The organism is Micromonospora sp. WMMD737 (assembly GCF_049179055.1).
Classification (GTDB): domain Bacteria; phylum Actinomycetota; class Actinomycetes; order Mycobacteriales; family Micromonosporaceae; genus Micromonospora; species Micromonospora reichwaldensis.
Genome location: NZ_JBMHMH010000001.1, coordinates 5,846,362 through 5,868,287 on the forward strand (window position 1 = coordinate 5,846,362; position 21,926 = coordinate 5,868,287).

At 74.2% G+C, this 21,926-nt stretch carries 17 protein-coding genes; 8 read left to right on the forward strand and 9 right to left on the reverse strand.

The genetic code is table 11. The annotated features are described in order from the left end of the window. Positions 1–113 precede the first annotated feature (113 nt). Both ACN27A_RS26070 and ACN27A_RS26075 read right to left on the reverse strand, forming a co-directional pair. Positions 114–1,838, reverse strand: a complete 1,725-nt coding sequence (locus ACN27A_RS26070) for a phospho-sugar mutase (RefSeq protein ID WP_421457220.1) — start codon at positions 1,836–1,838, stop codon at positions 114–116. 47 nt (positions 1,839–1,885) lie between these two features. Further along, on the reverse strand, positions 1,886–4,057 hold the full coding sequence (locus ACN27A_RS26075) for a serine/threonine-protein kinase (protein ID WP_421457221.1): 2,172 nt from the start codon (positions 4,055–4,057) through the stop codon (positions 1,886–1,888). Between the two features lie 213 nt (positions 4,058–4,270). Between ACN27A_RS26075 and ACN27A_RS26080 the strand changes: the two genes are divergently transcribed. Next, a complete protein-coding gene (locus ACN27A_RS26080) occupies positions 4,271–5,854 on the forward strand; it encodes an acyl-CoA mutase large subunit family protein (protein ID WP_421457222.1) in 1,584 nt (527 codons plus the stop codon). A gap of 706 nt (positions 5,855–6,560) precedes the next feature. Further along, positions 6,561–7,820 (forward strand): amidohydrolase, encoded by a 1,260-nt coding sequence (locus ACN27A_RS26085; protein ID WP_421457223.1) that lies wholly within the window; start codon positions 6,561–6,563, stop codon positions 7,818–7,820. Here ACN27A_RS26085 and ACN27A_RS26090 read toward each other — a convergent pair. Then, complete coding sequence (locus ACN27A_RS26090) at positions 7,777–8,787, reverse strand: DUF4349 domain-containing protein (RefSeq protein WP_421457224.1); 1,011 nt, start codon at positions 8,785–8,787, stop codon at positions 7,777–7,779. The genes ACN27A_RS26085 and ACN27A_RS26090 overlap by 44 nt on opposite strands. A 116-nt stretch (positions 8,788–8,903) precedes the next feature. Between ACN27A_RS26090 and ACN27A_RS26095 the strand changes: the two genes are divergently transcribed. The 4 genes from ACN27A_RS26095 to ACN27A_RS26110 all read left to right on the forward strand — a co-directional run bounded on the left by ACN27A_RS26095 (position 8,904) and on the right by ACN27A_RS26110 (position 12,338). Then, positions 8,904–9,533 carry an MBL fold metallo-hydrolase gene (locus ACN27A_RS26095; protein ID WP_421457225.1) on the forward strand — a complete coding sequence of 210 codons (630 nt, stop codon included), beginning with the start codon at positions 8,904–8,906 and terminating at the stop codon, positions 9,531–9,533. Positions 9,534–9,538: 5 nt separating this feature from the next. Continuing rightward, the gene (locus ACN27A_RS26100) at positions 9,539–10,489 is read left to right on the forward strand and encodes a hypothetical protein (protein ID WP_421457226.1); all 951 of its coding nucleotides are present in this window, start codon (positions 9,539–9,541) and stop codon (positions 10,487–10,489) included. A gap of 28 nt (positions 10,490–10,517) precedes the next feature. After that, complete coding sequence (locus ACN27A_RS26105; protein WP_421457227.1) at positions 10,518–11,261, forward strand: SCO6745 family protein; 744 nt, start codon at positions 10,518–10,520, stop codon at positions 11,259–11,261. Between the two features lie 114 nt (positions 11,262–11,375). Continuing rightward, positions 11,376–12,338, forward strand: coding sequence for a GNAT family N-acetyltransferase (locus ACN27A_RS26110; RefSeq protein ID WP_421457228.1), 963 nt, complete (start codon positions 11,376–11,378; stop codon positions 12,336–12,338). A 91-nt stretch (positions 12,339–12,429) separates the two neighbouring features. Here the strand turns inward: ACN27A_RS26110 and ACN27A_RS26115 are convergent, their stop codons facing one another. Beyond that, entirely contained in the window at positions 12,430–12,885 is a 456-nt protein-coding gene (locus ACN27A_RS26115; protein WP_132233291.1) for a gamma-glutamylcyclotransferase, read from the reverse strand. Between the two features lie 165 nt (positions 12,886–13,050). On the opposite strand from ACN27A_RS26115, the gene ACN27A_RS26120 reads away from it, so the two are divergent. Then, a complete protein-coding gene (locus ACN27A_RS26120) occupies positions 13,051–14,454 on the forward strand; it encodes an NAD(P)H-quinone dehydrogenase (RefSeq protein ID WP_421457229.1) in 1,404 nt (467 codons plus the stop codon). Here the strand turns inward: ACN27A_RS26120 and ACN27A_RS26125 are convergent. Both ACN27A_RS26125 and ACN27A_RS26130 read right to left on the reverse strand, forming a co-directional pair. After that, positions 14,432–15,052, reverse strand: coding sequence for a DUF998 domain-containing protein (locus ACN27A_RS26125; RefSeq protein ID WP_421457230.1), 621 nt, complete (start codon positions 15,050–15,052; stop codon positions 14,432–14,434). The two genes, ACN27A_RS26120 and ACN27A_RS26125, sit on opposite strands and share 23 nt — an antisense overlap. 95 nt (positions 15,053–15,147) lie before the next feature. Further along, positions 15,148–15,795 (reverse strand): DedA family protein, encoded by a 648-nt coding sequence (locus ACN27A_RS26130; RefSeq protein ID WP_327030467.1) that lies wholly within the window; start codon positions 15,793–15,795, stop codon positions 15,148–15,150. 541 nt (positions 15,796–16,336) lie between these two features. On the opposite strand from ACN27A_RS26130, the gene thrS reads away from it, so the two are divergent. Further along, a complete protein-coding gene (gene thrS, locus ACN27A_RS26135; protein ID WP_421457231.1) occupies positions 16,337–17,554 on the forward strand; it encodes a threonine--tRNA ligase in 1,218 nt (405 codons plus the stop codon). Between the two features lie 59 nt (positions 17,555–17,613). On the opposite strand, the gene ACN27A_RS26140 is transcribed toward thrS, so the two are convergent. From ACN27A_RS26140 to ACN27A_RS26150, 3 genes are all read right to left on the reverse strand, one after another. Then, complete coding sequence (locus tag ACN27A_RS26140) at positions 17,614–19,575, reverse strand: ABC transporter ATP-binding protein (protein WP_421458604.1); 1,962 nt, start codon at positions 19,573–19,575, stop codon at positions 17,614–17,616. 146 nt (positions 19,576–19,721) lie between these two features. Beyond that, positions 19,722–21,455, reverse strand: coding sequence for an ABC transporter ATP-binding protein (locus ACN27A_RS26145; protein ID WP_421457232.1), 1,734 nt, complete (start codon positions 21,453–21,455; stop codon positions 19,722–19,724). Continuing rightward, the gene (locus ACN27A_RS26150) at positions 21,449–21,913 is read right to left on the reverse strand and encodes a MarR family winged helix-turn-helix transcriptional regulator (RefSeq protein ID WP_421457233.1); all 465 of its coding nucleotides are present in this window, start codon (positions 21,911–21,913) and stop codon (positions 21,449–21,451) included. Before ACN27A_RS26150 ends, ACN27A_RS26145 begins: the two co-directional genes overlap by 7 nt. Positions 21,914–21,926 lie beyond the last annotated feature (13 nt).

Sequence of the window (21,926 nt, forward strand, 5' to 3'; positions counted from 1 at the left end):
ACACCCCGTCGATCATGAGGTTAGCGGCCCAGGGAAGCGCTTTCCAGTGCCGCTAACCTCATGATCGACGTGCCGGAGGTGGGGTGGGGGTGGGGTGGGGGTGGGGTGGGGGGTCAGAGGCCCAGGGTGGTGGCCATTTCGGTGCGGAGGGTGGCGATCGCGTCCCCTGCGCGGGCGCGGGCCGCAGCGACGTCGCCGTCCGCCACCGGCTCCACCACCTCCAGGTACGCCTTGAGCTTCGGCTCGGTGCCCGAAGGGCGGATCACCACCCGGGCGGTGCCGGTACGCAGGATCACCACGTCCGCCTCGGGGAGCAGGTCCTGCGCCTCGGTGACCGGCTGCCCGAGCAGCGTCGTCGGGGTGGCGGCCCGGATCCGGGCCATCGCGTCGGCGATCAGCCGCAGGTCGTCCACCCGTACGGAGAGCTGGTCCGTGTGGTGCACGCCGAACTCGGCGGCCAGCTCGTCCAGCCGGTCGGTCAGGGTGCGCCCCTGCGCCTTGAGCCCGGCGGCCAGCTCCGCCACGGCCAGCGCGGCGGTGATGCCGTCCTTGTCGCGTACGTGCCCGGGGGCGACGCAGTAGCCGAGCGCCTCCTCGTAGCCGAAGACCAGCGGCTCGGACCCGCCGCCGGCCCGTACGATCCACTTGAACCCGGTCAGCGTCTCGTCGTAGGGCAGGCCCCGGGCGGCACACATCGCCCGCAGCAGCGACGACGACACGATCGTGGTGGCGTACAGGCCGGTCACGCCGCGCCGCATGAGGTGGTCGGCCAGCAGCACGCCCACCTCGTCGCCGCGTAGCATCCGCCAGCCGGGCGGGTTCGCCGCCGGCTGATCCGGGCCGGCGACCGCTGCCCGCGTGCTCACCGCGGGACCGGTGTCCCGGACGGCCACCGCGCAGCGGTCCGCGTCGGGGTCGTTGGCGATGGCGATGTCCGCGCCCGTCGCCTCGGCCAGCGCGACCAGCCGGTCCACCGCCCCCGGCTCCTCCGGGTTGGGGAAGGAGACGGTCGGGAACGCCGGATCGGGCTCGGCCTGCTCGGGCACCACACCGGGCACGGGGAAGCCCGCGCGGGCGAACGCCGCGGTGAGCACCGCCGCGCCCACCCCGTGCAGCGGCGTGTACGCCACCGCCAGGTCGCGCGAACCGTCCGGGTCGATGACGGCAGCGGCCCGCTCCACGTAGGAGGCCACCAGGTCGTCGCCGAGCACCTGACCGGCCGGCCCGAGCGGCACCTCGGCCAGCGGCCCGACCGACCGGATCGCGGCCTCGATGCCGGCGTCGGCCGGGGGCACGATCTGGGCGCCGTCGCCGAGCGCCCCGCCCAGTTCCGCGCCGAGGTAGACCTTGTAGCCGTTGTCCTGCGGCGGGTTGTGGCTGGCGGTCACCATCACCCCGGCGACCGCCCCGAGGTGGCGCACCGCGTACGCGAGCACGGGGGTGGGCAGCGGGCGGGGCAGCAGCAGCGCCGGGCGTCCCACGCCGGTGGCGACCTGGGCGGTCCGCTCGGCGAACTCGCGGGAACCGTGCCGGGCGTCGTACCCGATCACCAGCGGGCCGGAGCCGCCCTGGGCGGCGAGCCAGCCGACCAGCCCGGCGGCGGCCCGGGTGACCACCGCGAGGTTCATCCCGTTGGGGCCGGCGCGCAGCGGGCCGCGCAGCCCGGCGGTGCCGAAGGTCAGCGGGCCGGCGAAGCGGTCGGCCAGCTCCGGGGCGCTCGCCGGCAGGCGGTCGAGCACCGCCCGCAACTCCTCCCGGCTGGCCGGGTCGGGATCGTCGTCGAGCCAGCGCCGTGCTTGCTCGCGAATGTCGTCGATGTCAGTGGTTTCCGCCGGCATGTCTCTTGATAGCACGCCGGCGGATCACCACCGCGCTTCCCCCGGGCTCAGCCGGCCTCGGTGAGCTGGAACGACTTCACCATCTCGTCGAAGATCGGCCGGCTGTCGGCGAACTTCGTGTCGGTCGAGGTGAGGTAGAACGAGTAGACCTTGCCCTCGTGGACCACGCCGCGCCACACGCCGTGCCGCTTGGCCTCGCCCTCGCCGCAGGTGTACTCGAACTCGGCCGCCGCCTTGCCGACCCACTGCACCTCGTTCATGGCGAGCTGGGCGTACGGCTTGGCGCAGGACTTGGAGCGGTTCTTCAGACCGTCCTCGGCGACCTCGGCCCAGCGCATCGAGTTGGTGCGGAAGTCCTCCACCAGGATCCGGACCTTGCGGCCCTCGTCCTCCGGGTCGACGTAGTCCACCCAGTTGCCGGCGCTCTTGATCTCCCAGCCCTGCGGCACCATGACCCGTACGCCCTTGCCGGTGTGCTCCTTCATCTCGGGCACGCCGGCGGCCGGGGCCTGCGACGTCGGGGCGGCCTGCGGGACGGTCGGCGCCGGGTCGTCGCCGCCGGTGAACAGGACGACCGCCCCGATCAGCAGCAGCGCGGCCAGGCCACCGGCGGCGGCGAGCTGCACCTTGCGCGGCCAGCCCTTGACAGTGCCGACGAGCTGGTTGCCGACGGCGCCGACCCGGCCGCCGAAGCCGCCGCCCGAGCCGCTCGCGGCGGGCGCGGTGGCGGGGGTCGCCCACGGCTGCCCGGTGCCCGGCACCGACCACTGGCCGCCGCCGTAGGTGCCGCCCAGGTGCTGGGTGGCCTCCGGCGGCGGTGCGCCGAAGACGGGCGCTCCCGCGCCCACCCGCTGGGTGGCCTCGGGCGGGGTGCCGAAGGTGGGCGTGCCCGCCTTCACCCGCTGGGTCGCCTCGGTCGGGCCGCTGAAGCCGACCAGGCCGGCGGCGTTGGTGCGCAGCTGCTGGGTGGCGTCCGACCCGCCGGACGTCATCCGCTGGGTCGCCTCGGCGCCGCCGTAGGTGCGGCCGGCCGGCGTGGACCCGCTCGGCGCCGGCATCGCGCCGGTGGGGGTGTGCAGCGGCCCGGCCAGGGCGTCGGCGCTGGTGTCGTCCATCGCGGCGGGGCTCGCGGCGAGGGCGGCCTGCGCGGGGCGCTCGCCCCGGCGCAGCGCCGCCAGCCGGTCGGTGAGCGACTCGCCGGGGTTGAGCATCGCCCGGCCGCCGATCTGCCCGCTCGGCTTCGGCTGCTCCGGCGCGGCGGCCGGTGGGGCCGGCACGGGCCGCTGCTGCACCGGGACCACCGAGTAGGGATCGGTCACCGAGTTCACCGCGGCGGCGTTGCTGGTCAGCGGGCCGGCGAGCAGCTCGCGCAGCATGGCCCGGGCGGTGTGCACGTCGAGGCGGCGGGCCGGGTCCTTCTCCAACAGGCCCATCAGCACCCGGGCCAGGGGCCCGCTGCGCTGCGGCGGGGCGGGCGGGTCCTCGACCACGGCGTGCATGGTCTCGATCGGGTCGCCCTTGTCGAACGGGGGCCGCCCCTCCACCGCCGTGTAGAGCGTGACGCCCAGCGAGAAGAGGTCGCTCGGCGGGCCGAACTCCTGGCCCATCGCCCGCTCGGGGGAGATGAAGTGCGGCGAGCCGAGCACCATCCCGGGGGTGGTGAGCTGCACGTCGGTGGGCATCCGGGCCACGCCGAAGTCGGTCAGCACGCAGCGCCCGTCGGCGCAGATCAGCACGTTGGCCGGCTTGACGTCGCGGTGCAGCACGCCGATCGCGTGCGCCACCTCCAGCGCGCCGAGCAGGGCGATGCCGATCTTGGCGACCACCCGCTGCGCGACCGGCCCGTCCTCGATCACCATGTCGGCGAGGCTGCGGGCGTCGAGCAGCTCCATCACGATCCACGGCCGGCCGCCCTCGGTGACCACGTCGTAGACCTGGACGACGGCCGGGTGCTGGATGGCCGCCGCCGCGCGGGCCTCGCGCAGGGTGCGCTCGTACATGGCGTCGCGGTCGCTGGGGGCCAGCCCCGGGGGCAGGACGACCTCCTTGACGGCCACGTCCCGCCGCAGGAGTGTGTCAGTGGCACGCCAGACCGTGCCCATGCCGCCGTTGCCCACCGCCGAACGCAGCGAGTAGCGCTCGCCGATGGTCGTGCCGGGCGTCGCGCGTCCGTTGGGGGAACTGACTGGTCCGCCGCTCCACGTCGGGATCTGAGTCACAGAAAAGCCACCGGGGGAATTCGAGGGGGGCTGGGACACAACCCCCCTATCTTGCTGGTTCCGACGCCCGATGCGAAACCCGACGCGGCGGACGTTTGTCGAACTGGACGGTACGTGTCCGAGCGTTCACCTCTCGTCGATGCCCGTCGACGCGTCGCCCGGTGTGCGCTATCCCTCACCCGCCGACGCCGTCGCGCGTCCTACCATCCGCTAATGAGCGAACCGCGGTCAAGCGAGTCCGGTTTCCCGATCAAGGGCGTCTACACGGCGGCGGACCTTCCGGAGGATCTGGACTCCCGGCTCGGCGGCCCGGGCGAGTTCCCGTACGCGCGGGGGGTCTACCCCACCATGTACACCTCCCGCCCCTGGACCATGCGCCAGTACGCCGGCTTCGGCACCGCCACCGAGTCCAACGCGCGGTACCACCAGTTGTTGCGGGCCGGCACGATGGGTCTCTCCGTGGCCTTCGACCTGCCTACGCAGATGGGCTACGACTCCGACGACCCGATCGCGCACGGCGAGGTGGGCAAGGTCGGGGTGGCCATCGACTCGATCGACGACATGCGGCTGCTCTTCGACGGCATCCCGCTCGACAAGGTCTCGACCTCGATGACCATCAACGCGCCCGGCTCGGTGCTGCTCCTGCTCTACCAGCTCGTGGCCGAGGAGAACGGGGTCGCCGGCTCGGCCCTCAACGGCACGATCCAGAACGACATCCTGAAGGAGTACATCGCCCGCGGGACGTACATCTTCCCGCCGAAGCCCTCGCTGCGGCTGGTCGCCGACACCTTCGGCTACTGCCGCAAGGAGGTGCCGAAGTGGAACACCATCTCCATCTCCGGCTACCACATGGCCGAGGCCGGCGCGTCGCCCGCGCAGGAGATCGCGTTCACCCTGGCCAACGGCGTCGAGTACGTCCGGGCCGCGCTGGCGGCCGGCCTGGCCGTGGACGACTTCGCGCCCCGGCTGTCGTTCTTCTTCGTCGCCCGCACCACCCTGCTGGAGGAGGTGGCCAAGTTCCGGGCCGCCCGCCGGATCTGGGCCCGGCTGATGCGCGACGACTTCGGCGCCAGGAACCCGAAGTCGATGATGCTGCGCTTCCACACCCAGACCGCGGGCGTGCAGCTCACCGCCCAGCAGCCGGAGGTCAACCTGGTCCGGGTGGCGGTGCAGGGCCTCGGCGCGGTGCTCGGCGGCACCCAGTCGCTGCACACCAACAGCTTCGACGAGGCGATCGCGCTGCCCACCGAGAAGGCGGCCCGGCTGGCGCTGCGCACCCAGCAGGTGCTGGCGTACGAGACGGACCTGACCGCCACCGTCGACCCGTTCGCCGGCTCGTACGTGGTGGAGGCGATGACCGCCGAGATCGAGGCGGCGGCGACCGAGCTGATGGAGCGGGTGGCCGACCACGGCTCGGCGGTCGACGCCATCGAGGCGGGCTTCCAGAAGCGGGAGATCGAGCAGTCCGCGTACCGGATCGCGCAGGAGATCGACTCCGGCGAGCGGGTGGTGGTGGGCCTCAACCGGTTCACCGTCGACGAGGAGGAGCCGTACGAGCCGCTGCGGGTCGACCCGACGATCGAGGCGGCGCAGGCGGAGCGGCTGGCCCGGCTGCGTGCCGAGCGCGACTCCGGGGCGGTCGAGCGGGGACTGGCCGAGCTACGGGCCGCCGCCGAGGGTACGGAGAACGTGCTCTACCCGATGCGGGAGGCGCTGCGGGCCCGCGCCACCGTGGGCGAGGTCTGCGGCACCCTGCGCCAGGTGTGGGGGCTGTACCGCCCGAGCGACCGGTTCTGATCACGTCGGCCGACGGCCGTCCGACCCCCCGCCGCGTCGGGGGCGGGCGGCCGTCGGCGTCGGTGCGGCACCGCTTGACCCCTGCACCGTAACCGGCCGGTGCACGTCCGGGTAACGACCCGCCCACGGCGCGTTCCCGCTGGTCGCGGGCGTGCGGGGCGGAGCGCTACAGTCGGAGCAGACGCAGGCCGCCCATCGGCGGCGCGGGCGCGTGGAGCAGTCCCGGCGACGCCGCCGGAGGGCCGCGCGCGGTGCGGGGCGCCGTGGCCGACCGGCCACGGCGTGTGCCGGACGGGTTCGGGGGTAACCCGACCGGGTGGACGTGGACGCACACGGTGTGCGGTTGGTCGGCGACGGAGTGTGTGACCGTCTCGGGTGCCCCCGCTCGGGCGATGGTCGGGTAATTGTCGGAGTGTCCGTCGGTGTGACCGACTAATGCGACAATTCGGAAAAGCGGCCTCTGCGATCGGCATCGATTTCGCGGCGGCCGAGCCGATTACGCGTTGTAGGAGGTGGGAGGCGGATGACGGCGTTCGACCGCGATCTACCTGCTGTCCCGCAGATCTACGAGCGCTCCGAGCAGGGCATACGTGACGCTGTGCGGTCCGACGGCTACCGGAACGACGTTGCGCAGCGTCACCGTCGGAGGTCTAGGCTGTCTGCTGTTCCTGATGATCCATCCATCTCTAGCGAACGAGAATTCGACGTGACGAGTGCGTTGACGCTGCCCACCGGCAACCAGCTGGCGTCGTCCTGGCCGGAGGCGCCGTCCGGCTCCCAGCCCCTGCCGTTCGAGCTGGACCACCTGCTCGCCCTCCGGGTGCCCGGGCTTATCGCCACCCGTCGCCACCTCCACTCCCACCCGGAGCTCTCCGGCGAGGAGTTCGAGACGGCCGCCCTGATCGCCCGGGAGCTCACCCTGGCCGGGCTGAGGCCGCGGCTGCTGCCGAAGGGCAACGGGGTCATCTGCGACATCGACGGCCGTCCCGACGGCCCGGTGGTCGCGCTGCGCGCCGACATCGACGCCCTGCCGCTGACCGACTCGAAGGACGTGCCGTACCGCTCCACGGTGGACGGCGTCTGCCACGCCTGCGGCCACGACGTGCACACCACCGTGATGCTCGGCGTCGGCATGCTGCTGGCCCAGCTCGCCGACCTCGGCGAGCTGCCCGGCCGGGTCCGGCTGATCTTCCAGCCCGCCGAGGAGATCCTGCCCTGCGGCTCGCTGGAGGTCATCGAGGCCGGCGGCCTGGACGACGTGGTGCAGATCTTCGCGCTGCACTGCGACCCCAACCTGCCGGTCGGGCAGGTCGGCCTGCGGGTCGGCCCGATCACCGCCGCCGCCGACAACGTCACCGTCCGGCTCACCGGCCCGGGCGGGCACACCGCCCGCCCGCACCTGACCGTCGACCTGGTCGACGCGCTGGGCCGCCTGATCACCGAGGTACCGGCCCTGGTCAGCCGCCGGGTGCCGGCCAACAGCGGGCTGCTGCTGGTCTTCGGCCACGCCTCGGCCGGCACCCGTTACAACGTCATCCCCTCCGAGGCGTGCGCCTCCGGCACCCTGCGGGTGATGGACCGCGACACCTGGGAGCTGGCCCCCAAGATCGTGGGTCAGGTGGTCCGCGACGTCGTCGCGCCGACCGGGGCCACCGTCGACCTGGAATACCTGCGGGGCCGCCCGCCCGTGTGCAACGACTCCCGGGCCATCCAGGTCCTGACCGGCGCCACCGTCGCCGCGCTCGGGCCGGAGGGCGTCGCCGAGACCCCGCAGAGCATGGGCGGCGAGGACTTCTCCTGGTACCTGGAGTACGTCCCCGGCGCGCTCGCCCGGCTGGGCGTCGGCCGCTCCGGCCCGAACGTGGACCTGCACCGGGCCTCGTTCGACGCGGACGAGCGGGCCATCCCGGTCGGCGTACGACTCATGGTCCAGACCGCGCTGCGGGCACTGGCGGCGGCGCGGTAGGCGGCAGCGGCGCGGCCGGTCCGGTCGGCGTCATCGCCGGCGGGGCCGTCCGCCGCCGCCGGCGCAGCACCACCAGCAGCACCGCCACCGGTACGCCGATCGCCAGCAGCCACGGCAGCACCGCACCCAGCACCGTCAGCAGGATGGTCATGGAGGTCAGGAAGACCTTCCAGCCGCCCTTGAGGCCCGCCAGGAAGCCCACCTCGGTCTCCTCGTCGGCGGTGCTCGCGTCGGGGCCGACCAGCGACACGGTGATCGTCGACAGGCTGGTCAGGTCCGCCAACCGCTCCTTCTTCGCCTCCAGCGACGCCAGGTCGGCCTCCCGCCGGGACAGCTCGTTCTCCAGCGACACCAGGTCGCTGATCGAGGTCGCCTTCGCCAGCAGCTTGCGGGCGCTCTCCACCCGGGCGCGCTGGGTGGTGATCCGCGCGTCCAGGTCGACCATCTGCTCGGTGACGTCCTCCGTGCGGATCTCCCGCCGCTGCTGCCGGCCGAGCTTCGCCAGCTCGTCGACGACGCCGTGGAACTTCGCCGCCGGCACCCGCAGCTCCAGCTCGGCCCGTGCGTCCGCGTCGGCGCTGCGCCGCTGGTCGCCGCCGATGAAACCGCCGGCCGCCGTGACCGTGGCGATCGCGCTCCGCGCCGCCTCGTCCACATCGTCCACCTGCACGCGCATCGTGCCCGTGTAGATGATGGAGCGCTGGTCGACCCGCAGGTCCGGTGCGCCGGCGCCGCTGCCCTGCTCGGCCTTGCCGCCGCCCCGCTCCGCCGCGCCGCCCGCCTGCTCCGCCGCGCCACCGGCCTGGTCCGCCGCGCCGCCGGCCCGGTCCCGGTCCGCCGGGGCCGCCGCCGGCCTGCTGTCGGCGTTGTCCCGCGCGTCGCTGCCGCAACCAGCGAGCGCGAACAGCGCCACCAGCGCGGCGGCCGTCAGCCGTACGCCTCGACGTCGCCGATCCCGTCCGTCCATCCCGCCTCCATCGTCCTCGCCCCCGTGCGGGGCGATACGTCAGACGTGACGCGTCCCCACGTCGGTTCCGGCAGACTGCGCTCAGGACATCACGATTCGATAATCTTGGAGTCACGATGCAGCTGACCAAGTACGCCCACTCCTGCCTGCGGGTGGAACACGACGGGGGAGTGCTGGTCGTCGACCCGGGCGTGTTCAGCGATCCGGCTGCGCTCGACGGGGCCGACGCGGTGCTGATCACCCACGAGCATCCCGACCACCTCGACGTCGAGGCGGTCACCCGGCAGCTCGACCGACGGCGCTTCGTCATCCACGGGCCCGCGTCCCTGGCCGACACCCTGGGCGACGCCGCCGAGGCGCTCGACCCGGTCCGAGCCGGACAGTCGTTCACGGCCGCCGGCGTGCCGGTACGCGCCCACGGCGGCCGGCACGCCGTGATCCACCCCGACATCCCGGTGATCGACAACCTGGCGTACCTGCTGAACGACGCGGTGTACCACCCCGGGGACAGCCTGGTCGTCCCCGAGGACGCGCAGGTCGACACGCTCTTCCTGCCGATCCACGCGCCGTGGACGAAGTTCTCCGAGTCGCTGGACTTCCTCCGGGCGGTCGCCCCGCGCCGGGCGTACGCGCTGCACGACGGGCTGCTCAACGACAACGGGCTCAACGTGCTCAACGGCAACTTCACCCGGCTGTCCGACGTGGAGTACCGCCGGCTCGAACCGGGCACCCGGATCGACGTCTGACGGCGATGCCCGGCCCGCCCCGAGAGCTGGTGCACCGGCTCTACACCACCCCGCCGGACCGGTTCGTCGCGATCCGCGACGAGGCCGTCGCCGAGGCCCGCCGAGCCGGCGACCCGAAGGCCGCCCGGGAGATCGCCCGGCTGCGCCGGCCCACCGTGGCGGCCTGGCTGGTCAACCTGCTCGCCATCCGCCGCCCCGAGCTGGTCGCCGACCTGGCCCAGCTCGCCGAGGCCCTGCGCACCGCCCAACGCGAGCTGCGCGGGCCCCGGCTGCGGGAACTCTCCACCCAACGGCGGGCGGTGGTCGGCGCGCTCGTCGCCGAGGTACGCAAGCTGGCGGCCGGGACGGAGGAGGCCCCGCCGGCCGGGAAGCTGCCGCTGGGCGAGGTGGAGGCCACCCTCAACGCCGCGCTCGCCGACACCGACGTGGCCGAACAGGTCCGCTCCGGCCGGCTGCTGCGGGCCGCCACGTACGCCGGCTTCGGCGAGGTGCCCCGTCCCCAGCTGCGGCTGGTGACCGGCGGGGAGGAGCCGGAGCCGGCGCCCCGGCCCGAGCCGACCGGGAAGCAGCGGGGCGGCGTCGACCGGGCCGCGCTCCGCGCCGAGCAGGCGGAACGGGCCGCCCGGGCGGAGCGGGCGCGCCGCCGGCGGGCGCTGGAGAAGGAGCTGGCCAGGGCGCGTACCGACCAGGAACGCGCCGAGGCGGAGCTGGTTGGCGCGACGGCGGCCGAGCGCGACGGCGTCGGCGCCCTGGACGCGATCGAGGCGGAACTGGCCGAGCTGGAGCGGCGCCGGGCCGTCGCCGAGCAGGACCTGAGCCGGGCGAGGCTGGCCCGGCGCGGGGCGGAACGCACGGTGACGGCCGCGCGCCGCCGCGCCGGCGAGGTCGAGGCGGCGGTGGAGGCCCTCGACGCCGAAGAGGGGGATGCCGAGTCGGGCGGCGGCGCGGCAGACTGACCCCTGTGGACGGACGGGGAGCGGGCGGATGACGCCGGAACAGGTCGCCGCGGCCAGCAAGCCGATCGTGCTGGACCTCGGCGACGTCTTCACCCGCTGCCCGACCACCCTGCGTCGGGCCCGGCTGCTCGGCATCCCCGGCTGGGCGTTCTACGTCACCGGTCGCGCCGGCGCCCTCGGGGACGTGCGCGCCGAGACGGTCGCCGCCGCCCTCGGCTTCCTGGCCCCCGAAGCGGTCGCCGACGGCTGGGACGCGGCCCGCCGGGTCGTCCCGCCGGTCGAGGTGGCCGCCGCCACGATGGTCGAGTGCTGCCGGTGGGGCGAGGAGCGGCTCGACGCCCTCGCCGGGGTGAGCCGGCTCGCCGCCCTGCTCAGCCACGCGGTCGACGCCGCGGACGCCAGCGGCATGCCGCTCTTCGCGGCCTGGCGCGCCATGCCGGTGCCGGTCCGGACGGCCGGCGCCCGGGCGGCCGTCGGCCTGCGCCTGCTCCGGGAGCACTTCGCCGGGGCCCACCTGATCGCGGTCCGGGCCAGCGGGATGACCCCGCTGGAGGCCGTGCTCGCCGGCCCGGACGGGGAGGCGGGCGCGGTCGCCTGCGGCTGGCCGCCGCCGTACCCGCCGGTCGGGCCGTTGGTGCGCAGGCGGCTCTGGGCCGAGGCGGTGACCGACCGGCTGGCCTCGCCGGCCTTCGCGGCGCTCGGCCCGGCCGACGGCACCGAACTGGTGGAGCTGCTCACCGCGACCCGGGCCCACCTGACCGACCCGGGCTGAGCCGCCGCGCCGCGACCCGGCCCGCCCTGAACGGGGCCCGCGCCGGGACCCGGCCGCCGGGGCGGGCCGGAAAATCGGCGGCGACCCGCCGGCCCGCCTGTCAGGATCGCCCCCGTGACTCTTCCCGCCGGCTGGCACGCCCGCCGACCCACCCTGGACGACGTACCGGCGATCCTGGCGGTGGTGCACGCCGCCGACACCTTCGCCATCGGCTACCCGGACTTCGACGCCGACGACGTGCGCGACGCGCTCACCGCGCCGAACGTCGACCCGGAGCGGGACTCCTGGGTGGTGACCGATCCGGAGGGCGCCCTGGTGGCCTGGGCGATCCTGCAGAACGAGACCGGCACCGGGCGGGAGTTCGTCGACGTGTTCGTCGACCCGGACCGGGGCGTGGAGGTGCGGGGGCCGCTGCTGGCCCGGCAGCTGGACCGGGTGGCCGCGCGGGCCGCCGAGCGCGGCCTGCCGGACCTGACCGTGCGCTGCCCCGCCTGCGAGCCCGAGCGCCGGTGGGCGGCCGAGCTGACCGAGGCGGGGTTCGACTTCGTCAAGCGGTACCAGCTCCTGCGCCGGTCGTTGGCGGGGGTGCCCGGTGAGCCGCCGCCACCGCCGCCCGGGGTGACGGTCCGGCCGGTGCGTTCCGGCGACGAGGCGGAGCTGCGCGACTTCCACCGGATCTTCGACACCGCCTTCCGCGACACCCCCGACTACGAGCCGTCGGGCTACGACCGGTGGCGGGCCCTCATCAGGCCCGGGACGGCCTGGGACGAGTGGTTCGTCGCCGAGGTGGACGGGCGGCCCGCCGGCGTACTGCGGTCGTCCGACCAGGCGCTCGACCGGAACGAGGGTTGGGTCAGGAACCTCGCGGTGCTGCCCGGTCACCGGCGTCGCGGGGTGGGGGCGGCGCTGCTGAACCACGCGTTCGCCCGGTACGCGCAGAAGGGCCGGGAGTCCGTCGGCCTCGGGGTCGACCTGGCCAACCCGACCGCCCCGCTCTCGCTCTACCGGTCGGTGGGGCTGCGCGAGGTGCGCTGGGTCGACATGTACGAGCTGGTCGTGCCGGCCGCCGGTGTGTGATTGACGACGCCGGGCGGGGCCGGATGGGGGCCCCGCCCGACGTCGGAGCAGACTGGGGGCCGTGGGATACGCGCGGTGCCGACCGTACGGGCTAGGCCGACGCGGTGCCGGTGGGACGGGACCGCAGCTCGGTGACGTAGTCGTCCGGCGCGCCCGCCTTCTCGGCGGCGTTCGCGATCTCCGAGAGGTACCACGCCGTGGGCAGCCCGCCCTCGTACCCGTCGAAGACGTAGATCCAGGCGGTCACGTCGCCGTCGAGGGTGGAGATCCGCACGTGCAGCTTGCGGTACGTGCCGGCGGTCACCCCCTCCAGCTCGTCGAGCTGGGCGGCGTCGTAGGGGTGGATGTCGTAGATCGCCACGAAGACCCGGTCGCCGGGCGACTCGACGACCGTGCTGACCGCGCCCTCCCAGCCGATGACGTCCTCGCCCGCGAAGGTGAGCCGCCAGCCTTCCAGCCAGCCGGTGCCCACCATCGGCGAATGCGGACAGTAGGCGCGCATGCGGGCGGGGTCGAGGTTAGAGCCGTAGGCGGCGTGATGACGCACGGCGATGACGATAGCCCGCCCGCGGGGTGGGGGAGAATACGACCGAGCGTGTCGGACGCGTTCGGGAGAAGAAAGTCACTGTGAGCACTGACGAAGGGCGGGCACGGTGAGCGCGAGGAGCGCAGCGGAGCGGAGCCCCGCGGTCGCGAACGAAAGGATGGCCCTGTGAGCCGGATCGTGATCATCGGCGGTGGACCGGCCGGCTACGAGGCGGCCCTGGTCGCCGCGCAGCTGGACGCTGATGTCACCGTCGTGGAGGCCGAGGGCGCCGGCGGGGCCTGCGTGCTGTCCGACTGCGTACCGTCGAAGACCTTCATCGCCAGCTCGGAGGTGGTGACCGGCTACCGGGACACCGAGGAGTTCGGGGTGGACTCCGACGGCCTGGAGGCGGTCACGGTCGACGCCGGCGCGGTGCACGAGCGGGTCAAGCGCCTCGCGCTCGCCCAGTCCGCCGACATCCACGCCAAGCTGGTCAAGGCCGGGGTGACCTTCGTGTCGGGCACCGCCCGGCTCGGCGAGGACACCCTCGGGCACACCCACCGGGTGCTCGTCACCCCGACCGACGGCGGCGGCGAGCAGTCCATCGCCGCGTCGACCGTGCTGGTCGCCACCGGCGCCACCCCGCGCCAGCTGCCCACCGCCGTACCGGACGGCGAGCGCATCCTGACCTGGCGCCAGGTGTACGACCTGCCGGAGCTGCCCGAGCACCTGATCGTGGTCGGCTCCGGCGTCACCGGTGCGGAGTTCGCCAGCGCCTACCTGGCGATGGGCGTGCCGGTGACGCTGGTGTCGAGCCGCGACCGGGTGATGCCGCACGAGGACGCCGACGCGGCCATGGCCATCGAGCGGGTCTTCCGCAACCGGGGCATGAGCATCCTCAACAACTCCCGGGCCGACGCGGTCCGGCGTACCGCCGACGGGGTGGAGGTCGAGCTCTCCGACGGCCGCAAGGTGGCCGGCTCGCACGCGCTGATCGCGGTCGGCTCCATCCCCAACACCGCCGACCTGGGCCTGGCCGAGTACGGCGTCGCGCTGGCCCGGGGCGGCTACGTCACCGTCGACCGGGTCTCCCGGACCAACGTGCCCGGCATCTACGCGGCCGGCGACTGCACCGGGGTGCTGCCGCTGGCCAGCGTCGCCGCCATGCAGGGCCGGATCGCGATGTGGCACGCGCTCGGCGAGGCGGTCCGGCCGCTGCGGCTGCGTACCGTCGCGGCGAACGTGTTCACCGACCCGGAGCTGGCCACCGTGGGCGTCTCGCAGGACGAGGTCGACTCGGGCAAGGTGCCGGCCCGGCAGGTCATGCTGCCGCTGGACGGCAACGCCCGCGCCAAGATGGACGGCCTCGCCGACGGCTTCGTCAAGCTCTTCTGCCGCCCGGCCAGCGGGCAGGTGATCGGCGGCGTGGTGGTGGCGCCGAAGGCGAGCGAGCTGATCCTGCCGATCACCATGGCGGTGGAGAACAACCTCACGGTCAACGAGCTGGCCCAGACGATCACGATCTACCCGAGCCTGTCGGGCTCCATCACCGAGGCCGCCCGCCAGCTCATGCTGCACGAGCTGGAGTGACCCGGCGGAGCAGGGTGACCGCGACGACGACGAGCACGGCGACCTCGGTGAGGATCAGCAGGCGCTCGACCAGGCCGAGCAGCAGCCGGTCGCCGGGGTAGGCGGACCAGACCATCGCCGCCGCCAGGACCACGCTGGCCGTGGCGAGACCGCGTACCCGGCGGCTGGCGGCTGCCGGCAGGCGTCGGGCGAGCAGCCAACCGGCGGCCGGCAGCGCCAGGAAGGCGACCACCGAGGCGTACCGGTGGACGTAGGCGGCGGTGTCCATGGGCAGGCCGGGCTGGTTCGTCGGCACCACCGCGGCCAGCAGCAGCCCGCCGACCCAGGCGGCCAGGAGCGCCTCGGCCGCCCGCCCCGCTTTGGCGGCGGGCGGCCGGTGGCCGCGCCACAGGGCGGGCAGGAGCACGGCGGTGGCCGCCGCGAGCACCAGCATGGCGGCGTCGATGACGCCGCCCCGGTCGGAGACGGCGTAGTCGCTGACGGTCAGCGTCCACGGGTCCAGGTTCTCGTTGACCTCGACGTGGCCGATCACGGCGAGCAGCGTCGCCAGGGCGATCCCGCCGAGGGCCAGCAGTCCACTGTTCCGGGTTCCGCGCATGGCTCAGCCTGTCCCGCGAGAGACCCCAGACGGATCCGGGCCGCCCACCGAGATCGGCCCCCGGGACCACCCCTAGGCGGCGCCGGGGCGGCCGGTCACTCCGCCCCGGGCGCGTCCCGCCTCGCCGCGACGACGACCGGCACCGCGACCGACTCGGCCGCCCGCCGGGCCCCGACGGCGGTCATGGCCCAGCCCGCCGCCGCGAAGCCGGCCGCCGCGACCCCCGCGATCAGCGCCAGCCGCCACGCGGACTCGGTGAGCGCCGTGCCGCCGAGGTGCCCGACCAGCCCGCCGTACGTCGCCCAGGCCAGCGCCGCCAGGCCCTCGTAGAGCAGGAAGAGGCGGTACGGGTACCGGCTGCGGCCGGCCGAGAAGCAGGCCGCCATCCGTCCGCCGGGCACGAAGCGGCAGAGCAGGATCACGAGCGGCCCGGGTCGGCGCAGCCCCTGGGTGACCCGGCTGGCGACGCGCCGGGCCCGGCCCCGTTGGGCGTCGCGCGGCGCCCGGCGGTCCGGCGCGCCCCGCCCGAGCAGGTAGCAGGCCAGGTCCCCGACGAAGACGCCGAGCGCGCCGACGGCGATGGTAACCGGCAGGTTCAGCCCGCCGTAGACGGTGAGCGCGCCGCCGGTGATCATCACGACCTGGGTGGGGATCACGGGGACGAAGGCGTCGGCGACCAGCAGCGCGAGCAGTGCGAGGTACGCCCAGGCCGGCGTTGCGACCTCAGTGAGTAGTTCGGGCACGACTGCCACCTCGCCGGACGGGGCCGATTGCGGTTACCGAGCCTGACGGGTCGTCCGGCGTCACGGGGCGGGACCCTGGCGCGTGGTGACCACCGACACGGCAGGGCCACCGGACACAACGAGCGGGGACCGCCGCAGGTGACGGATGGGCGCAGCGCCGAGGGTCGGCGGACCGGGGCGCCCCGGCGTACCGTTGTCGGGGCGCGGCCCCACGACCGTCGGGTCCCCCGTTCCTGACGGTGCGGCCGCCGCGGGCCGTCGGCAGGTCCCGTGCCGGCGGCCCGCCCCCGTGCCCGTCCGCGCTTCCGCCCCCGCCCCCGCCGCAGCCGTGCCGGGCCGCCCGGAAAAACCGGCTGCGGTCCCCATGGGCAGGGCCGTACCGTCGCGGCATGCGCAGTGCGGTATCCACCACGACGCCGGGAGACCCCGGCGCGCCGTACTGACCTGACCGTCGACGAGGCCCCGGGGCGATCCGCCCCGGGGCCTCGCGGCGTCCGGTGACCGGGTCGCCTCCGGGTCGTACCCGATCAAGGAGCGCGACATGATCGACCACCGCAGGCTCGGCCGGGAGCTGGAGCTGTTCGGTTCCGACCCGCTGGCCGGCGCCGGGCTGCCGCTCTGGCTGCCGGCCGGGGCCGCCGCCCGGCACGCCGTCGAGGAGTACGTCCGCGAGCTGGAACGCCGGGCCGGCTACCGGCACGTGTCCACCCCGCCGCTGGGCAGGCGGGAACTCTTCGAGCTCTCCGGCCATCTCGGCTACTTCGCCGACGACATGTTCCCGCCGATGCGGCTCTCCGCCGACGACGAGTTCGTGCTGCGGCCGGCGCTCTGCCCGCACCACGCCCTGGTGTTCCGGGCCCGGGGCCGCTCCTACCGGGAGCTGCCGCTGCGGATCGCCGAGCTGGGCGGCATGTACCGCGCCGAGCGCTCGGGGGTGCTCGGCGGGCTGGCCCGGGTGCGCGCCATCTCGCTCAACGACGCGCACAACTTCTGTGCCCTGGAGCAGGTGGGCGAGGAGGTCGTCGAGATCCTCCGGCTGATCCGCGAGGCGCACGCCGCGCTCGGCGTACGGCCGGCGGGGTTCCGGCTGTCGCTGCGCGGGCCGGGGGAGAAGTACGTCGGGGACGACGCCGAGTGGGCGCGGGCGGAGGAGCTGCTGCGCGCCGCGCTCGACGGGGTGGAGTTCACCGAGGCCCCGGGTGAGGCCGCGTTCTACGGCCCGAAGATCGACATCCAGGTGCGGGACGCCGCCGGGCGGGAGTCCACCCTCTCCACCGTCCAGCTCGACTTCGACAAGCCGGAGCGGTTCGACCTGTCGTACACCGACGCGTCGGGGGCGCGGCGTCGACCGGTGATGGTGCACCGCAGCCTCGTGGGCAGCATGGAGCGGCTCTTCGCGTACCTGATCGAGGTGCACGAGGGCGCCTTTCCCGCCTGGTACGCCCCGGTGCAGCTGGTGGTGCTGCCCGTCGGCGACGACCAGGCCGGGGCGGCGGCCCGGCTCGCCCGCGACGCGCTGGCCGCCGGGCTGCGCGTCGAGGTCGACGGGGCCGGCTCGCTGGGCTCCCGCATCCGCGACGCGGCCCGCGTCCGGGTCCCGTACGCCGCCGTCGTCGGACCCCGCGAGGCGGCCGACGGCGCGGTCTCCCTGCGGTTGCGCGGCGGCCGGGCCCTGGACCCGATGCCCGCCGCCGACGCCCTCGGGCTGATCGGCGCGGTGGTGGCCGACCGCGGCCCGGCCCTGCTGCCGACCCGCTGAGCCCCCGCCCGGCCCCGACCCCGTCGACCGCCCGTCCGCAGCCGCCGGCGGTCTCCCCGTCACCGGGACGACCCTTCGAGCGGCGCGGGCTCGGGGCCGGCCTGGAGGTCGAGGCCCGGCTGGGCGTCGGGGTCGGGTTCGGGCTGGAGGGCGGCGGTGAACTGCGACCGGTACAGGCGGTGGTACGCGCCCCGCGCGGCGAGCAGTTCCTCGTGCGTGCCCTGCTCCACGATCCGGCCGTCCTCCATCATCAGGATCAGGTCGGCGTCGCGGATGGTGGAGAGCCGGTGCGCGATGACGAAGCTCGTCCGGTCCGACCGCAGCGCGGCCATCGCCCGCTGGAGCAGCACCTCGGTGCGGGTGTCCACCGAGCTGGTCGCCTCGTCCAGGATCAGCAGCGACGGCTCGGCGAGGAAGGCCCGGGCGATCGTGATGAGCTGCTTCTCGCCGGCGCTGACGTTGCTGCCCTCCTCGTCGATGACCGTGTCGTAGCCGTCGGGCAGGCTGCGCACGAACCGGTCCACGAACGTGGCCCGGGCCGCGGCCAGGATCTCCTCCTCGCTCGCCCCGGGGCGGCCGTACGCGATGTTGTCGCGGATGGTGCCCCCGAAGAGCCAGGTCTCCTGGAGCACCATGCCGATCCGGCCGCGCAGGTCGTCGCGGCGCATCGTGGTCACGTCCACCCCGTCGAGCGTGATCCGGCCGGCGTCCAGCTCGTAGAAGCGCATGACCAGGTTGACCAGCGTGGTCTTGCCGGCCCCGGTCGGCCCCACGATGGCGACCGTGTGGCCGGGCTCGGCGACCAGGGAGAGGTCCTCGATCAGCGGCTTGTCGGGGGCGTACCGGAAGGAGACGTTGGCGAACTCGACCCGGCCGTGCGGGTCGCGTACGCGGGCCGGCTCGGCCGGGTCGGGGCTCTGCTCCTCGGCGTCGAGCACGGCGAAGACCCGCTCGGCGGAGGCCACCCCGGACTGGAGCAGGTTCGCCATCGAGGCGACCTGGGTGAGCGGCTGGGTGAACTGCCGCGAGTACTGGATGAACGCCTGCACGTCGCCGAGGCTCATCGACCCGGACGCCACCCGCAGGCCGCCGACCACGGCGATCGCCACGTAGCTGAGGTTCCCGACGAACATCATCGCCGGCATGATGATCCCGCTGATGAACTGGGCGCCGAAGCTCGCCCGGAACAGCTCGTCGTTCTTGGCGGTGAAGGCGGCCTCCACCTCGCGCTGCCGGCCGAAGACCTTGACCAGCTCGTGGCCGGTGAACGCCTCCTCGATCTGGCCGTTCAGCTCGCCGGTGTGCGCCCACTGGGCGATGAACTGCTGCTGCGACCGCTTGGCGATGGCACCGGTGACGACCACCGAGACCGGCACCGCGACCAGGGCCACCAGGGCCAGCAGCGGCGAGATCCAGAACATCATGGCGAGCACGCCGACGACGGTGAGCAGCGAGGTGAGCAGCTGGCTCAGCGTCTGCTGGAGGCTCGTCGAGATGTTGTCGATGTCGTTGGTGACCCGGCTGAGCAGCTCGCCCCGGGGCTGCCGGTCGAAGTAGGGCAGCGGCAGCCGGTTCAGCTTCTCCTCCACCTCGGCGCGCAGCCGCAGCACGGTGCGCTGCACCACCCCGTTGAGCAGCCAGCCCTGCCACCACATCAGCAGGCTGGCCACCAGGTAGAGCCCGAGCGCCAGCAGCAGCACCCGCGCCAGCGCGGTGAAGTCGATGCCCACGCCGGGCACCACGTCCATCCGGGCGAGCATGTCGGCGAAGTTGTCGTTGCCGGCCGCCCGCGCGGCGGCCACCGCCTGGTCGGCGGTGGTGCCCGCCGGCAGCTGCCGGCCGATCACCCCGGTGAAGATCAGGTCGGTGGCCCAGCCGAGCACCTTCGGCCCGAGCACGCTGAGCCCGACGCTGAGCACGGCCAGCGCGATCACGGCGACGAGCTGGAGGCGCTGCGGGCGCAGCCGGCCCAGCAGCCGCCGGGCCGAGGGCCCGAAGTTCATCGACCGCTCGGCGGGCATCCCGACGCCCGCGTGCGGACCGCCGCGCTGCCCGCCGGGCGGCAGCCGCTTCGGCGTCGCGGCGTCGGCGGCCGGCTTCTGCTGCGGTACGGCGCTCGCGCCCGCGCCCGCGCCGCCGCGCCTGACGGTGGGCTCGCTCCGCTCGCTCACGCGACCACCTCCGTGGTGTTCTGCGACGCCACGATCTCGGCGTAGGTCGGGCAGGTGAGTAGTAGCTCGTCGTGCCGGCCGATCCCGACCACGCCCCCGTTCTCGAGGACGACGATCTGGTCGGCGCCGACGATCGTGGAGACCCGCTGCGCCACGATCACCACGGCGGCGTCCGCGGTGACGGGGCGCAGCGCCGCCCGCAGCCGCGCGTCCGTGCCGAGGTCGAGCGCGGAGAACGAGTCGTCGAAGAGGTAGATCTCCGGCCGCCGGACCAGGGCCCGCGCGATGGCCAGCCGCTGCCGTTGCCCGCCCGAGACGTTCGTGCCGCCCTGCGCGATCGGCGCCGCCAGCCCTTCGGGCATCGCCTCGACGAAGTCCCGCGCCTGGGCGATCTCCAGCGCCTCCCAGAGTTCCGCGTCGGTCGCGTCCGGGTTGCCGTAGCGCAGGTTGCTCGCCACCGTCCCGGTGAACAGGTACGGCCGCTGCGGCACCAGCCCGATGCGGCGCCACAGCTCGTCCGGTGCCAGCTCCCGCACGTCGACGCCGTCGACCAGCACCGCGCCGGCGGTCGCGTCGACCAGTCGGGGCACGAGCGACAGCAGGGTGGTCTTGCCCGCGCCCGTGCTGCCGATGACCGCCGTCGTCGTCCCCGGCGTCACCCGGAACGACACGTCGCGCAGCACCGGCTCGGCCGCCCCGGGGTACTGGAACGCGACGTCGCGCAGCTCCAGCTCGCCGTGGCTCGTCACCTCGGTCACCGGACGGGCGGCGGGCACCACGGAGGAGTCGGTGTCGAGCACCTCGACGATCCGTTCGGCGCAGACCGCCGCCCGCGGCACCATCATCAGCATGAAGGTGGCCATCATGACGGCCATCAGGATCTGCATCAGGTACTGGAGGAAGGCGGTGAGGGCGCCGACCTGGATCGCCCCGGCGTCCACCCGCTCGGCGCCGAACCAGAGCACCGCGACGCTGGAGACGTTGAGCACCAGCATCACCACCGGGAAGATCAACGCCATCAGGCGGCCGATCCGCAGGGCGGTCGCGGTGAGGTCGGCGTTCGCCGTGGCGAAGCGGTCCGTCTCGTACGGCTCCCGGACGAACGCCCGCACCACCCGGATGCCGGTGATCTGCTCGCGCAGCACCCGGTTGACCGTGTCGATGCGGGTCTGCATGAGCCGGAAGCCCGGCACCATCCGCCGGATGATCAGCCACAGGGCGACGGCCAGCACGGGCACGCTGACGAGCATCAGCCAGGAGAGCCCGACGTCCTCGCGCAGCGCCATCACCACGCCGCCGACGCTCATGATGGGCACGGCGACGAGCATCGTGCAGCTCATCAGCACGAGCATCTGCACCTGCTGCACGTCGTTGGTGTTGCGGGTGATCAGCGAGGGCGCGCCGAACCGGGCGACCTCGCGGGCGGAGAAGCGGTTGACGTGCCCGAAGATCGACGACCGGACGTCCCGGCCGAAGGCCATCGCCGTGCGCGCGCCGAGGTAGACGGCCGCGACCGAGCAGACGATCTGGACCAGGCTGACCGCGAGCATCCAGCCGCCGGTGCGCATGATGTAGCCGGTGTCGCCCCGGGCCACGCCCAGGTCGATGATGTCGGCGTTGAGGCTGGGCAGGTAGAGCGACGCCATGGTGCCGACGAACTGGAGCAGCACCACGGCGGCCAGCGGCCGGTGGTACGGGCGAAGGTGCGTACGCAGCAGCCGGGTCAGCATGCCGGGCTTCCTTCCGGGGTGCCGTGGTCGCCGTTGCCGATGACCTCGAGGAGGAACTCGCGGATCACCGCCGCCTTCGCCGGATCGGCGTCGACCGAGGTCAGCGGCTGCCCGGAGCGGATCATGGCGGTCAGCGCGTCGATCCGGGCGCGGCCGGCGGGGGTGATCGCGATCTTGACGCTGCGCCGGTCGGCCTCGTCGCGCTGCCGCTCGACGAGGCCGTCGCGTTCGAGGGTGTCGACGATGCCGGTCAGGGTGGCCGGCCGGACGAAACAGTGCTCGGCGACCGCGCGGTGGGCCAGTTCGCCGTGCTCGGCGAGGGTCATCAGAGCGACCATCCCGGCCTGGGTGAGGCCGTGCGCCTCGGCCAGGTAGCGGTTCCACCGCTGCCCGGTGACGTGCCCGGCGACCACGAGCAGTCGCCCTATCGGGACGTCTCGTAGCGTCAACAGTTCCATGGACGGCAGATTA